The organism is Bacteroides luhongzhouii (assembly GCF_009193295.2).
Taxonomy (GTDB): Bacteria; Bacteroidota; Bacteroidia; order Bacteroidales; family Bacteroidaceae; genus Bacteroides; species Bacteroides luhongzhouii.
In genome coordinates this window covers 2030557-2046012 of sequence record NZ_CP059973.1, presented here as the reverse complement: position 1 = coordinate 2046012, position 15456 = coordinate 2030557, and the positions used below count along the sequence as shown (strand labels likewise).

General features: G+C 41.9%; 12 protein-coding genes. 6 read left to right on the top strand and 6 right to left on the bottom strand.

The annotated features are described in order from the left end of the window. Positions 1–3: 3 nt before the first annotated feature. From GD631_RS07355 to GD631_RS07345, 3 genes are read left to right on the top strand one after another with little or no spacing between them, the layout of a single operon-like run. Positions 4–843 (top strand): endonuclease/exonuclease/phosphatase family protein, encoded by an 840-nt coding sequence (locus GD631_RS07355; RefSeq protein WP_185911598.1) that lies wholly within the window; start codon positions 4–6, stop codon positions 841–843. 38 nt (positions 844–881) lie between these two features. Further along, complete coding sequence (locus GD631_RS07350) at positions 882–1580, top strand: BACON domain-containing protein (RefSeq protein WP_185911597.1); 699 nt, start codon at positions 882–884, stop codon at positions 1578–1580. 45 nt (positions 1581–1625) lie between these two features. Next, on the top strand, positions 1626–3929 hold the full coding sequence (locus GD631_RS07345) for a DUF5689 domain-containing protein (RefSeq protein ID WP_143256987.1): 2304 nt from the start codon (positions 1626–1628) through the stop codon (positions 3927–3929). A 75-nt stretch (positions 3930–4004) separates the two neighbouring features. Here the strand turns inward: GD631_RS07345 and GD631_RS07340 are convergent, their stop codons facing one another. Beyond that, the gene (locus GD631_RS07340) at positions 4005–5096 is read right to left on the bottom strand and encodes an SGNH/GDSL hydrolase family protein (RefSeq protein WP_143256986.1); all 1092 of its coding nucleotides are present in this window, start codon (positions 5094–5096) and stop codon (positions 4005–4007) included. 237 nt (positions 5097–5333) lie between these two features. On the opposite strand from GD631_RS07340, the gene GD631_RS07335 reads away from it, so the two are divergent. Both GD631_RS07335 and GD631_RS07330 read left to right on the top strand, forming a co-directional pair. Then, positions 5334–7640 (top strand): Sb-PDE family phosphodiesterase, encoded by a 2307-nt coding sequence (locus tag GD631_RS07335; RefSeq protein ID WP_143256985.1) that lies wholly within the window; start codon positions 5334–5336, stop codon positions 7638–7640. A gap of 233 nt (positions 7641–7873) precedes the next feature. Further along, positions 7874–8119 carry a hypothetical protein gene (locus GD631_RS07330; protein ID WP_143256984.1) on the top strand — a complete coding sequence of 82 codons (246 nt, stop codon included), beginning with the start codon at positions 7874–7876 and terminating at the stop codon, positions 8117–8119. 209 nt (positions 8120–8328) lie between these two features. Here the strand turns inward: GD631_RS07330 and GD631_RS07325 are convergent, their stop codons facing one another. The 5 genes from GD631_RS07325 to GD631_RS07305 form a co-directional block, all read right to left on the bottom strand. After that, positions 8329–9195, bottom strand: a complete 867-nt coding sequence (locus GD631_RS07325) for an HAD-IIA family hydrolase (protein ID WP_370511853.1) — start codon at positions 9193–9195, stop codon at positions 8329–8331. Beyond that, a complete protein-coding gene (locus GD631_RS07320; RefSeq protein WP_143257152.1) occupies positions 9182–10459 on the bottom strand; it encodes an MFS transporter in 1278 nt (425 codons plus the stop codon). Before GD631_RS07320 ends, GD631_RS07325 begins: the two co-directional genes overlap by 14 nt. Positions 10460–10470: 11 nt before the next feature. Continuing rightward, positions 10471–11811, bottom strand: a complete 1341-nt coding sequence (locus GD631_RS07315) for a sn-glycerol-1-phosphate dehydrogenase (RefSeq protein WP_143257140.1) — start codon at positions 11809–11811, stop codon at positions 10471–10473. A gap of 83 nt (positions 11812–11894) precedes the next feature. Continuing rightward, positions 11895–12800 (bottom strand): glycerophosphodiester phosphodiesterase family protein, encoded by a 906-nt coding sequence (locus GD631_RS07310; protein WP_143256983.1) that lies wholly within the window; start codon positions 12798–12800, stop codon positions 11895–11897. 41 nt (positions 12801–12841) lie between these two features. Further along, positions 12842–14413, bottom strand: coding sequence for a glycerol-3-phosphate dehydrogenase/oxidase (locus tag GD631_RS07305; protein ID WP_143256982.1), 1572 nt, complete (start codon positions 14411–14413; stop codon positions 12842–12844). 216 nt (positions 14414–14629) lie between these two features. Here GD631_RS07305 and GD631_RS07300 point away from each other — a divergent pair, with 216 nt between their 5' ends. Further along, the gene (locus GD631_RS07300) at positions 14630–15394 is read left to right on the top strand and encodes a DeoR/GlpR family DNA-binding transcription regulator (protein ID WP_065537542.1); all 765 of its coding nucleotides are present in this window, start codon (positions 14630–14632) and stop codon (positions 15392–15394) included. Positions 15395–15456 lie beyond the last annotated feature (62 nt).

The following is a 15456-nucleotide window of genomic DNA, read 5'->3' as shown; positions in this document are numbered from 1 at the left end:
CATATGAAACTAAATTGGTTAGGAATAACACTATTTGCATTGATGATGGCTTTGCCTGGGTTTGCCAAAGACAAACGAGGAAAACAGGCCATGAAAATCATATCTTACAACATAGAATATGGTATGCGTGCCGATACCACCGCAGGAAAGACCATATTCTCTACATGGATGCGCAACCAGGATCCCGACATCGTATGTCTGCAGGAAGCCAATAAATTTACGCAAAAATCACTTGAAGCATTAGCTGCCTCCTATGGGCACCCTTATGCAGTGTTGCAGAAAGAGAAAGGATTTCCTACTGCCATAACATCTAAATATCCTATCGTGAACATCATGAAGGTGGAGAACAACATGTGGCATGGATTCGTAATGGGTACGATAAATGGCTATCACATTATTTCGCTACACCTTAGTCCGCACCGTTATGAGAGCCGCCAGCTTGACATTGATCTCATTCTCGAAACCATCCGCCAAAATGGACCATTCGAAAAATGGCTCATCATGGGTGACTTCAATTCCGTATCCCCTGTCGATGCCGGAAAATATGCCGACGGACGCCTGGCCGACCGTCTTCGCAAAGAAGAGGAAAAGCGCCCTGCATTAAAGAATCTCGTAAATGGAGAAATCGACTACTCGGTGCATCAGCGTATTCTTGATTTCGGTTTTATTGATTCGGCACGTCTCGATAAAAACTTTTCGGAGAAAAATTTCGGGGCACGTATTGACTTCATCTATATTTCGCCTGACTTGAAGTCCGCTTTCACCGGAGGGAACTTTATCATCGACGACTTTACCAAGAAATACTCTGACCATCGTCCGGTCTATATGACTTGGGAAAAATGATAGGACTGTTACTATAAATAATGAAACAATTTACAATTATGATACGAAGAAAATACTTATATCATCTACTCCTACTGATAATCTCGACATTCAGCTTCATACTTACAAGCTGTGAAAAAGATTTTGAATGGGAACTTCCACTGGCCTTCACACAGAAGAATCTGATTTTATCTTCGGGCACAGGAACCACCCACATCTTAGTGTATGCCACGAAGAACTGGAATGCTCATTTCGTGGAGAAAGTAGACTGGGCTTCTATCGACCGCCTCTCCGGCAAGGAGAACAGCGAAATCATATTCTCATACGCTGCCAACTATGGCGTGAACCGTAAAGTGCAACTGGCTTTTGAAACCGAAGAGCATCTTCGTGATACAATAACATTGGTACAGAGCGGCGAAATTTCGTCAAGTGACGCTCGCCTCATCATCAATGAACAGACAGTAGAAACGCCAGCTTCCACCACTATACTCGATTTGGAGCTCGACACTAATCTAAAGTACGACCTCTACCGCATCGGATATCTCGTAACGTATAGCTCCGGCAACCCCGAAGAAAATTGGATTGAAGAAGTGTCCTATGATAGCGAAAAACTTCATATTAAACTGGCTGCCAATCCTACTTATGAGCCCCGTAGCGCCCAAGTGCGTTTAGCAATTTCCATCCCAGCCAATACAATTAATGGTGGACAGAAAACAGTGACAACCAGCACTACGATTACCCAACTGGGAAAGGAATGAAAATAAAAAAATTAGTGTTTATCAGTTAAATACAATGACTCTAATATGAAACAATTTATTAAATACAGACCAATACAACTGGTCACTTTTTTAGGAGCTTTCATGCTTTCATTGTCCGCCTGCGAATTGGACAATGGAGATGAAGCCAACTTTGAAGAATTTGGAGCCGACGGAAAGACCTATACGCTCTCTTCTGATGCTGGTGACTTGGCCATTAAAGTCTATTCGAACCAGAATTATAACATTGCGCTTGAAGATAATAGCGGTGAATGGGTAGCAGTAGCCGAAAGAAATCTTTCGGGAGACGGTACGCTCCATGTAGAGTATGATTTTAACGACGGCTTCCCGCGTATGGCGAAAATCTGCCTGACTGCCACTAGTGCAAACCTTTCAGATACGATCTACCTGAAACAGAAAGGCGTGAAAACCCCGACATTTAAATTAGCTAAGCCTAATATGACCGTACATGGTTATGGAGGCGAAGTTAGAGCAGAGCTCGACATGAATGTCGACATAAAAGATCTCAATATCAGTGTAGATTACACAGGTGACGAAGCTGCTATGACAGTGCCCGACAAAGAGGATGGTTGGGTCAGGGATATCACTTATGAGAATGGTTTTCTTGTCATCCAGACCGATCCGAATCCCGACGAACGCGCAGTACGTACGGCTACCGTTAACTTGGTTTACATTGACGGTTGGGAAGTCGAAAACAAACAACAACTTTTCCTAATGCAAGCAAATGCAAAGGACGAATTGGGCGTTGAGGTTTCGTTTATAGATGTTCGCAATTTGGGTGAAACGGACGGTACGAAGGTGACTGATGATATTTATATTACCGGATATGTAGTAAGCGACCGCAACTCTGGCAATGTAGGCGATAACATACAGACGACTCAAAATTCAATTGACTATACTATCGCACAGAAGACCGCTTATATCGAGAGCCTTGACGGACGTTACGGATTTTGTATTGAAACTCCCACAGCGGACGACAATACATTCTCACGTTACAGCAAAGTTCAGATCCTATTAAAAGGAACCAAGGTAATCTTGCAAGAAGATCCCGAACGTTACACGATTTCCGGAGTAACAGCTTCTATGGTCATGTCGTCCACCGAAGGTACTGCGTCGGATTTACCCGTAAAAGAAAAATATATGAGAGATCTGACGGACGAAGACATCTATACTTATGTCACACTGAAAGATTGTGAACTGCCTGTCCGCAAAGGCAGCCTGGTTCCGATCAACGAAGGCTATGCCAACGCCGGTGGTGCTCATCGTTGTGCCAAATACGCCACATTGATGCGTGACATCAATGGTAACAGTATGTATATCTACACCAATACCACTTGCCTCTATCGCCGTGACGGTACTCGTTTGCCTTATGGCTCAGGCAATATGTCCGGTGTTATCGTACATGAGCTTTTCACCCGTTTCGAATACCTGGAAGCAGCAAACGGATTGATTGATGAAGAGAAAGCCGGCGACATCGGTCGTTATCAGATTCGTCACATGTCGAGATCCGACTTTAAGATGGCAGATGATTTCAAAAACAGTTTTTCAGGCTTGATTACTGAATTCCGTTATATCAACACCAATGGCATCATCAAAGAAGATGGTTCTTTCCCTTCTACCTATGGAGATGGAGGTCGCTTCCGTCACACTTATACCAAACATCAGATCGGTAACGGTTTGCGTGGAAATGGAAGTAGTGATTACACATATCTTGGTCCTGTAGGTAATAGCGCAACAGGTCCTTTTGGAGACAATAGAGGCAATGTAAACGGGTTTGGTATTATTCTTGAAGATGGAACAGACTATCAGAAGAATTACCAAGATACCAACACCGACGGAAAAGGCAATACAAGCGGCAATGCTTGGCTAGCTTGGTCGAACCCCTATTGGTGGGATGAAGAGAACAATCGTGGTTATGCCTGGATTGTAAACTTCTCGACCAAAAACATCACAACCAATCATCTCTCCATGCAGCTTAGCGTCAGCAATAATGTCGGTAACCAAGTGGGAAAACCTCGCTTTTGGAAAGCCGAATGGTCATTGACCGGTGATATGGACAATGAAGCCGACTGGCATTATATTACCTCCTATACCGTACCTGACATGGTAGTATGGGCTAACACGTTGCTATCTCAATGCCCAGGTTATAAGGCTATTGATGTGGAGTTGCCATTAACTTTGCTAGGCAAAGAGAATGTGTACATCCGTTTAATGCCCGAGAACAACAAAGCCAGTAACGGCGCCTCCTGGATTGATAAGGGAGCTACAATTTCGGTAAAAGGTAATGCAACCAGTGCTATGAATTATTTTGCTATTCGTTATAATAAATAGGGCATACCCCCAGTCCGGATTTATTAAAAAGAAGCCTCTTCTTCTACCTTAACGGTAGCCGAAGAGGCTTTCCTCTTATCTTTCCGCATGCCTTATAAGCTTTTTCACCACCGGATAAATTCCTTTTGCAAACCTATCAAATCCTAAATCTGTAAAATGCTCGCCATCAACCGTACTCTCTCCATCCTCGCCCAATAAATGTTCCGATTTTAAATAGTGAAGATTCTGATAACCTTTCTTCTCCAACTCCCGAAATGCTTTTCGTAATGCCTCATTACTTTCTTCAACCCACTCCCCTTTTTTCAGATTAAACTCTGCCAATGGAAAAGGAACATGTTCTATAAACAAAATCTGTACTCCCGGTATTTTATCTTCAATAATACTCATAAATCGTTCAATACGCTCATTCAACATGGAAGCACTAACATTGGGAATAAAATCCATCACAATAACTGAAGGATTTCGATGTGTCATCAGCTCTGCTATTTCATATTCCAAATGCCCATATCCGCTAAAACCCAAATTCACAACTTCCCTGTTTAACATACGAGAAAGGATGTTTGTATACGCCATCCCCGGACGCGTTGCACAACCGCCTTGAGTAATACTTGTTCCATAACAGATAACAGGGCGTTCTGTCACGGGCGATTCCACTTGGGGTTGGCGAACCACAGCCTTTTCTTCTATTCCTATTTCAAGTGTTTCAATACCATCATAAAGAGGCAGGTAAAGCATATATTCATTCATTTCACTTTTCATATCAGAAATGATTATTCCCTCATTCTCTTTACCTTTTGGACGAGCACAACGCACATAACGCCATTTGCCACTTTTTAATACATAAAGATCAAGTCCTTTTACACCCACCATGGCCATATGCAACATATTATTATTTCTTTTCACCCTCCATTTGGCAGCAATCGTTGTTGAATTGGTCGCAAAGCGTACAGCCAGTCCGGGCGTATCCTGTCCCAATATCCATACCCACTTTTCACTTTTCCCCTTACAGGAAAGAGGTAAACGGGCATAACGCCCTTCCGTATCGTCAGACATCTTACCTATAAGCGGAAAATCATCTGCATTATAATATTTCAAACTCTGTCCCATTACAGTAACAACGCAGCAAACGAGAAAAAACACACTTACAATTAGTTTCTTTTGAATCATAATTTCAAGAGTTAGTATTAATAATAAAAAAGCGAACAGAGAAACAAAGGAAACACAAAAGTATAACATTCAAAAGCAAACAACAAGAAAAAGCAATTAAAAAAGAAAATATCTCTTAATTAGTTTCGTTTTACAACCTTTTATATTTATCTTTGCTTCAAATAAGCTACTAAAGAAAACGAAGTAAAAGCCTAATTAAGTATTAAATCTATATAACCCTTTAAAAACGACTCCTGTATGAGCAAGAAACTATTATGTATAATGTGTTGCCTTTTCACCACATTTACTACATTTTCACAAAACAAAGAAGAAAGTTTATCTACTCCGGAATTATTTGACTTCGTATTGTTAAAATGCGATTTGAGTTCTCCCGTCGAAAGCAAAGATGCAATAGACGGAGCCTTCAAGAAAGGATTAAACGGTATTTTCATCAACAACAAAGAACTGGCGAGCTATGCAACAAACAAAGGAATGGTAGCTGTCAGCAAATATACGATGTCAAAATGTCAAACAATATTAGATAATATAAAAGATAAAAACAAAACAACTCTAGTGTTTGCACGTGAAAGAAGTGACGGATACCTCCGCAATGCTTTGTTAGATCACTGCTTTGTAGAACTATTGAACGATACAATTTCCGGTGAAGAAAGATGGCTAAAGAAGTTAATAAGCTCCTCTTTGGATATACGCACCCGTCTTATCAATAATAATACCCGCATGGTAGTTGACATCACCAACAAAAGCAGTATCCCTTATCACATTCATATAACTCAATGCGATAATTTAAAACCGGAACAAAATGAAATGACTCTGTCTCCAATGAGCCAAACTACTTTGTTTTTGAATGGTGACGATATCAAATCTCCTCAATACACATTGTGTGCAAGCATCGAAAATGCGTTCAATACAGAGAAAAAACCACTGAAGTATGCTTTCCGCCTTCGTGGTATGAATTATATGGTAGGAACAGAATCTCAAAACATATATAACATCATCCCTGCCCCACGCTCTCTCGAAAAGAAGCAAGGCAAATTCATCTTTACTAAAGAAACCCGCATTATACTAAAAGATAAAAATGCCGAAGCGCCTTTACGATTCCTGACGGACAGATTGACACGGATAGCACAATTGTCTCTAAAGATACAGAATAACACAAAAAATCTATCCGGTAACTATTTGATTTTCAACCGTGCCAACGATCCTACTTTAGGAAATGAAGGCTATAAAATCAATATTTCTCCCGAACAGATACAGGTGCTGGCAGACAAAGAAGCCGGATTCTTCTATGCCATACAGTCTTTATTGCAACTGCTGCCACCGGAAATCTATTCCAACACAACAGCATACACAAACGAATGGAGTATCCCCGCAGCGAACATTACAGATATACCACAATTTGAATACCGGGGATTACACTTAGACGTAGGCCGACATTTATATCCTATTTCTTTTATCAAAAAATACATTGATTTAATGTCTATGCAGAAAATGAACCGCTTTCATTGGCATCTGACAGAAGATCAAGGATGGAGGATAGAAATCAAGAAGCATCCGAAGCTGACCGAAACCGGTTCCGTGCGCAAAGAAACAATCATCAACCGATATTCTGCCACAATTCCGGGAAAATACGACGGGACGCCCTATGGAGGATTTTATACACAAGAAGAAATCAAAGAGATAGTGGCGTATGCCAAAGAACGTTATATTACCATCATTCCCGAAGTTGATCTCCCGGGACACATGCTCGCCGCACTGGCTACTTATCCCGAATTAGGATGTACGGGAGGACCTTATGAGGTAGGTACAAGATGGGGAATCTACGACGATGTACTTTGTGCCGGCAATGAAAACATCTATCCTTTCATTGAAGATGTTCTGCTGGAGGTATTCAAGTTATTTCCCGGAGAATATGTACATATAGGAGGAGACGAATGCCCGAAAACACGTTGGAAGTCCTGCCCGAAATGCCAATCGAAAATAAAAGAACTAAAATTGAAAGACGAACATGAACTTCAGAGCTATGTCATCAGAAGAGTTGAAAAATTCTTGAATAAGAATGGGAAAAAGCTGATTGGCTGGGATGAAATATTAGAAGGCGGAATAGCCCCTAATGCAGCGTTGATGTCATGGAGAGGTGTTGCCGGAGGAATTACCGCGGCAAAATCAGGGCATCCGGTCATCATGACTCCTAACACTTATGTATATCTTGACCACTACCAGGCAAGTATGGATATATCTCCTTTAGCAAACGGACGAATCTGCGCACTTGAATGGACATACGGATATAACCCGATTCCCAAGGAATTGACGGAGCAAGAAGCAAAACATATAAAAGGAGTACAAGCCAATGTATGGACAGAATACATAAAAACTCCAGAACAAGTGGAATACATGGCATACCCCCGTGCCAATGCTGTTGCCGAAATAGGCTGGAGTAGCCCAGAGCACAAAAATTGGGAAGACTATTTAGACAGGCTTCAATACCAATTCAAAAGATGGCAATTTTATGGCCTGAATTGCGCAACCCATTATAAGAGTAAATGATTTAACTCACTAACAAGATTCATTTGCTTGATTCCTTTCTGCACAGTTATGAATATATTTTATTCATTACCAATATTAAAAATCAGCCTTCTTATTACTGATAAACTACCGTCTTATCATATACTTTATTTCTATTTATTAATCGCCGACTATAGTTGTCTACCTGGATGACTATAGTCGGCTGATTAGACAACAATAGTCGACTAGGTAGACAACTCTAGTCGGCTTCTTAGATGCAAGCTGTTCAATTTGCTAAGATTGACAATGCCGATGCAAAGGTTACGGGCTATGAAAGTGCAAACTGTGGGGATTGTGAAGGCGTGAAGGGCGTGAAGAAAAGACTTTTCTTTATTTGTTCACAGCAAACACCTATCAAACAGACGATTACCATCCGTGAAGGATGTGAAGGAGGAGAACCAAACTTTATTGGGGCTTTGGTTATTTTCGGCACAATTAGTTCAAAACCGCACCGGGAATGAATAAGATTCACTATAGGGTAATACAGTGATATCGTTTCAATCAAATTGGATTCAGGGAGGAGTTTTTAATTGATGTACTCATGACTGCACCAATAGAAACCAAGATCATTTCTGACAAAAAAAATGTTACGGACAGTAGAACTGTCCGTAACATCATACCTATCAAAAACACTAAAAATAAATATACTATTGCATTTTCATGCACCAATCTAATCTATTTCATGAGCCAACAAAATCATTTGCTGGAATGCTGCCAGATCACGTAAAATCAAGTCCGGATTAGGATGAACAGCAATAGCTGTCTCATACGTTGTTTCGCCGGAAAGTACCAGCACTCCCAAAGCATTTGCTTTCTGCGCCATTAATATGTCGGTATAAATACGATCACCCACCATAGCTACCTGATCAGGCTGCAAGTTATGCCGTTCCATTATTCCGTTCAACATTCGCGGATCGGGTTTTCCAATCACAACATCCGGTTCCCGCCCCGTAGCATACTCCAAACTGGAACAAATAGAGCCACAATCCACTAACACTAAAGGTTTATCCGTAGGACACACACGATCCGGATTAGTAGCAATATAGAGCTTCTTCTGATTAATCCACCACGCAGCACGACATAAGCGCGAGTAAACAAGCGACATATCAAAACTGACAACCACTGCATCCGGTTCATCATCAGCATTGTCATCAGTAGACTCGAATCCGGCTTCCTCAAATTCTTTTATCATGCTGGGAGTGCCCAACAAGAAAAGCCGTTTACACTCCGGATGATATACACGTATATAATCTATGGTCGCTTGAGCCGATGTATAAAATTCATCTTTCACTGCTTTAATCCCCATGCCGGATAGGTGTCGAAGATAATCATTCGTGCTTTTGGAAGGATTATTCGTCAGAAACGAATAACCAATTCCCAATTCTTTCATTTTATCCAGGAAAGCAATCGTAAAAGGAAATAACGTGTTTCCGTTATAAATCGTTCCGTCCATATCCAAAGCAATATGCTTGATCCGACGAATACGATCCATAAGTTCCGCATTCAATTTATGTTCTACCTCATTAATCATTATCATACCCATTTGCTTTTGCCGACCATGCGGCCATAAATATCAAAGTTCCCATTATAGCAATCAGGATTAATGCACCCACTGCAATATTCCAACCATAATGTTGAGCCAACAATCCTAATCCCCAACCGGAGACCAACGTACTGGCATATCCGAACAATCCCGTGAATCCGACTGCCGTAGCGGCTGCTTTCTTTGTGGCTATATTAGCCGCAGCAATACCTACCAAAGCTTGCGGACCATAAATACAGAATCCTGCCGCTCCCAATAAAAGCGTAGCAAGCCACATGGGAGGTTGGGATATTCCCCAGAATAAAGCAACAAACACCGTAGCCAGTGCCATGCAAATCACACAAACGCGTGGACCACGTCCGCCAAAGAAACGATCGGTTGCCCAACCGGCTACCAGCATACCTACAATTCCGGATATTTCAAAGGCTGCCACCATCCAACCTGCATGATGAATAGAAACTCCCTTCCACTCTCCCAAAAGAGTCGGTCCCCAGTCAAGTACAGCATAGCGCACGATATACACAAAAAAGTTGGCAATAGCCAGTATCCAAATCGCCGGATTTCCAAAGACATTCTTACGCACAAATTGCTTAAATTCGGCAGAAGTATCTTCTTTTTCTTCTACACCCGTTTTTGAGTTCAGTTCCGGGAGACCTACCGAGCGAGGCGTATCGCGCAAAGCAAACCACAGACCGGCCGCACCAACCAAGGCTATAATAGAAGGGAACCAGAAACACCAGCGCCATCCGAGACTGACAATATATCCACAAACAATCACCACTAAACCTGCGCCTACAGAATGTGAGGTGTTCCACACCGACATCTTTGTAGCCAACTGCGTAGGAGGTATCCAATGCGTCAATAAACGGGCACAAGGGGGAAATCCCATTCCCTGAAACCATCCGTTCAACATCCACACGATGCCAAACATCACCACAGCAGAACTAAACCCAAACCAAATATTACATGCTGCAGAGAGCACTAAACCTGTCACCATAAAATAGCGGGCATTCACCCGGTCGCCAACAAAGCCGTTGGCAAACTTGGAAACTCCGTACAGCAATCCGTGTAAGGTCAGAAATAATCCCAAGTCACCCTTGGTTATTCCCAAATCATCCTGCATGGCAGGCATTGCAATACTCAAGTTTTTACGAACAAAATAGAATAGAGCATAGCCTATCATACTTGCTATTATCGTCCGCGTCTGCCAGTATTTAAATTTCTTTGCCACTTCGGGCGCCATTCCTTGTAGTTCCATTCCTGTCATGATTAATCTGTTATTTCCCATATTTTACCTTTACCAAACAATCCATCCAGCCACTGTTCCATATATCCTGTCCGTACAGCTAAATCGAGGACAGTAAAACGACGGCGAATAAATTGTGCACGAACAAACGTTTCACGCAGGCGTTTCCGTGTAATACCGATTTGTTCCGGTTCTATAGGAGCGCCTACCTGCCGCAGGGATTGTTTCACTTCTTTGTAAGGAATCAACTGCTTGGACAAACGTTCACGAATTTCAGGCCAGTATTCTTTCAACTGCCGCAATTGAACAGCCAATTGCTCCCGTGTCACATATTTCGCTTTCGTCTCTTGTAGACCAATAGTAGGAAAATCAGTACCGGCAAACATATCAAGAGCTACCTCATCGGCTATTTCCGGTTCAGGCCATGCCGCACAACACGCTTCCACGTCCAGTTTCTCTAATGGAGTGTTCAACACTTGTTCATAAAATGCCGTTATAGCCAACATACCTATACTCACCTGAAAGCCATGAGAAACATGCTCACCCTGATTTAAATGATGTTCCATATTCCAAAGATGGCTGAACTGATGTTCCGCCCCCGAAGCCGGACGACTCGATTTAGACCATTGCATGGCAAAACCTCCCAGCATCAATCCTTCAATAAGTTGCGACACCGCTTTTTCGTCTCCAGCCACCGCACCTTCAGGATTCGAAAGCGCATCATGCAATCCATCCTGCACAATCGACCACGCCTTTTCATCAATATCTTCTATGCCCATCCAATCGGCCAGAATCCAATCGGCACCAGCCGTCACTTTTGCAAACAAGTCAGCATATCCTGATGCCGTCATCGCCCTGGGAGCTTTCTTTATTATTTCAATATCAGCCAATACAGCTTGCGGTGCCGGACAGCTAAAAGTCTGTTTAGCGCCATTTGCAGTAATGGAAGCGCCGAATGCAGTATATCCATCCATGGAAGCGGCAGTAGCCACACACATATATCTTCTTCCGACAAGATGAGAAGCTAACTTCGTTAAATCATTAATCGTACCGGAGCCGACAGCTACCGGAATAGCGTCATGCACTTTCAACGATTCAACCAGCCGGTCAACATACGAATATTCCGCATACAGGTCGGAATCAGTAAAAATAAAAGATGGTAATAATTCTATATTCGCATTACGCAACTCTTTCTCTACTCTTTCGCCAGCAACACGATAGGTAATTACGTCAGCTACCACTACAGCCTTTCTTCCTGCAAACTGTTCCTTAAACAGTCCGGCTACTTCATTTAATATTCCATTTCCTACGCGAAGAGCACGTGTCTCATTCGCAGCTTTCAATGCTTGTTCCACTTTTGACATTTTCACAGTATTAATTGTTAGTTCACTAACCGGATTTTCCTTTACGATAGTAAACAGACGTTGCACCATATCAGGGCAACAATCTATCGAGATTGCAAAACTGTCCATACTTCTGTCGGTATATCAGATTCTATAATATCCGGTTTCTTATCTATCTCTTCTTTATATTTTAAAGCCCGTTCTTCTTTCAAAGGCAACTTGTCGTGCGTAGGCGCCACGCTAATCATACAACGCACGCCACGAGCATGCAGCATTTCAACGATTTTCTTATTTTCGGGTGTCATACTATGCCCTACATAAGCGATCATATTTTCCCATGGCACACCTGATATCGACAAGTCCTCAAATTCTTTCATATTACGGGCGAAAGCGGACATCATAATCGTCGGAAAACGGTCATAATAATATCTGGCTTGAGCACCGGTATGCACAGTCAGCATCACATGTCCCTCCGCCTTGTGCTTTTTGATCAAAGCCGCAATCATAGCCATCGGCACATCTTTCTTATCAAGGTTTATAATCGTTTTACCTCTGCTCCATTTGATTACTTCTTCCAAAGTAGGAATCTTGCAGTTGGTCACTTTTCCCGAATGGTCTTTCAAACGAAGCTTCTGCAACTCTTTCCAGGTATGATCGCAAACTTTTCCCGTTCCTGTTGTTGTACGATCCAAAGTAGCGTCATGCATCAATACAATCACGCTATCTTTTGTCAGACGAGGATCGATTTCGAAGAAAGCCGGCATTTGCTTCAGCACATTTTCCAAACCTTCGATGCAATTTTCCGAATACCCATCTTCGTATCCACCACGATGCCCGCTTACAATGATTGAGCCATTTTCCACATATTTAAAGAAGTCTTTCAATTGTGTGACACCGTCAAACTTTAACAGATGTAGTTTTTCCTGCGCCGACACAGACTGTATCCCTGCCAACAGAAGAAACATCAATGAGGCCACGAGCCCTCTCCGCAAAACCATACAACTTTTCATAAGCATTTATTTACAAACAACAATTAAAGTATTTTTTTCTTTTAATTCAAGATATACCCTCTTGCCAATCGGCTAAAGTCAGCTATCTGCGCCTGCTCCCAAGTTTTGTCCTTTCCCAGTTCCGTCGCTAATACCGATGCCACTTTCGGAGCTATTTTAAGAGCAGCACGGGCATCCAGAAATAACATCCTCACCCGACGGGCCAACACATCTTCTATATTCTGCGCAAACTCCTCACGAGCCGCCCACACAACATGAGCCGCTGTAAAAGTATAACCTTCATACAACTTTTCAGCAAAAGAAGGCTCTTTTTCTATCATCTTTTGTATTTTGTCCGCGTCGCTGCCATACACATAATTCCAGTCATTCTCATCAAATTGCTCTTTTGTATATCCATGAACCCTCAAATTCTTCGTCACACATTCCGCAGGAGACAACCCTCCTATTACGATGGCCTGATTGATGACATCTTCAGCCATTGCACGATAAGTAGTCCACTTCCCTCCGGTAATTGTCAAAAGCCCCGATTTCGAACGATAGATTTTATGATTCCGTGAAATCTCTTTCGTTTTCTTCGAATCAGCATGCGTTGGCGCAGCCAAAGGGCGCAAACCGGCAAAAACCGAAAGCACATCGGCACGGGTCGGTTTCCGTTCGAGATACTGCCCGGCCTGATCTAAAATGAAATCAACCTCTTCTTCCAATGCTCTCGGTTCCAAAGAAGCCTCATTCAGAGGGGTATCCGTTGTGCCAAGCACCACCTTTCCATGCCAGGGCACTCCAAAAAGGACGCGTCCATCTTTTGTTTTAGGTATCATTAGTGCCGAGTGGCCACCCAAGAATTTACTATCAACTACCAAATGCACTCCCTGACTGGGACGTACTTTCCTCCGGGTATCACATTCATCCATCTTCATCACATCGTCCACAAAGACTCCGGTAGCATTCACTACTACTTTCGATTTTATCTGATATTCTTTCCCGTCAAGCGTATCGACAGCATGCACCCCATTTATTTTTCCGGAGGTATCTTTCAGCAAACAATTCACCTTTATATAATTCAAGCACACTCCACCTTTATCAATAGCAGTCAGTGCCAGCGTTATAGCCATGCGCGAATCATCAAACTGTCCGTCATGATATACCACTCCACCTCTCAATCCTTCATGCTTTAAAGAAGGTATTTCTTTTAATACAGAACGTTTTAACATCGGTAACGAACGTCCCAATGCTTTGCGTCCGGCCAGTAAATCATAACAAGTCAGCCCCACCGCATAAAAAGGCTTTTCCCACCAGCGGTAATTGCCTATTATAAAACGCATATCTTTCACTAGATGAGGAGCATTGAGCCTCATACGCCCACGTTCATGTAATGCTTCAACTACCATAGAGACATCTCCCTGAGCCAGATACCGAACTCCTCCATGTACCAGCTTCGTACTGCGACAAGAAGTACCCTTAGCAAAATCATGCTGTTCCAATAGAATAACTCTGTACCCCCTGGAGGCTGCGTCCACTGCAGCCCCTAATCCGGTAGCTCCACCACCGATCACCAAGATATCACATTCACATTCCCAATTGAGCATCCTCTCAAGCAAATCACTTCGTTTCATTCCTTATAAATATTTCGTTTTCTTTCTTTATTTATAAATCAGCACTGCAAAAATACACAAAAAGAAATATTATCCAATATAAAAAGCAAATTATTTTTCGTTAGAATACCATTTTATATATAAAACGGAAGCTCTATATCATAGAATGAAACTTTTTATCTTTTTATTTGCCACATATTAATATTTAGTTTATCTTTGTGATAAAAACAGGGAATTATGACAAGTATTGCTGAAAGACATAAGTATATTCTTGAAAGTTTAGCGAAAAACGGTTTCATCAAAGTAAACGAAATCGCTAAAGAACTGGAAGTTACTCCTGTAACGATCCGAAAAGATTTAAAACATCTGGAAGAAAAAAAACTTCTCTACCGTACTCATGGAAGTGCAAGTCCGGTCAACCCATTAACATCAGATATTGATGTGCACGAAAAAGAAAAGCTTCGGAAAGAAGAAAAGAAAAGAATCGCTACTGCCGCAGCTAAATTAATAGAAGAAAACGATTCTATTATTATCGCTTCCGGTTCTACCGTACATACGTTTGCCGAGCATATCACTCCCATCAACCACTTAACCGTAGTTACAGCTTCTCTGAAAACCTCCTTATTATTAAATACCATTAATAATATCGAAGTAATCCAGCTCGGGGGAATCGTACGCAAGAATTCCTTTTCTGTCATTGGCGACTACACTTCTTTATTCTTTGAACAAATCACTTGTTCAAAACTCTTTTTAGGAGTAGACGGTATCGATCTGGAGTACGGAATCACAAACTCTAATATTGAAGAAGCTGTCCTAAACAAGAAAATGATAGAGGCGTCATTGCGTACCATTATCCTAGCAGATTCTTCCAAATTCGGGCGACGTGGATTCGGTAAAATCTGTAGTTTAGACTGTATTGATGTGATAATTACAGACTCCGGCATTTCCCAGTCAATGGCTCAAGCGATTGAAGAAATGGGGATTGAGCTTATCATTGTCTAAAATGACTATATCACCTAAAGAATTATCCGTCAAAGGTTACATTCAAAAGACTATAATTATTC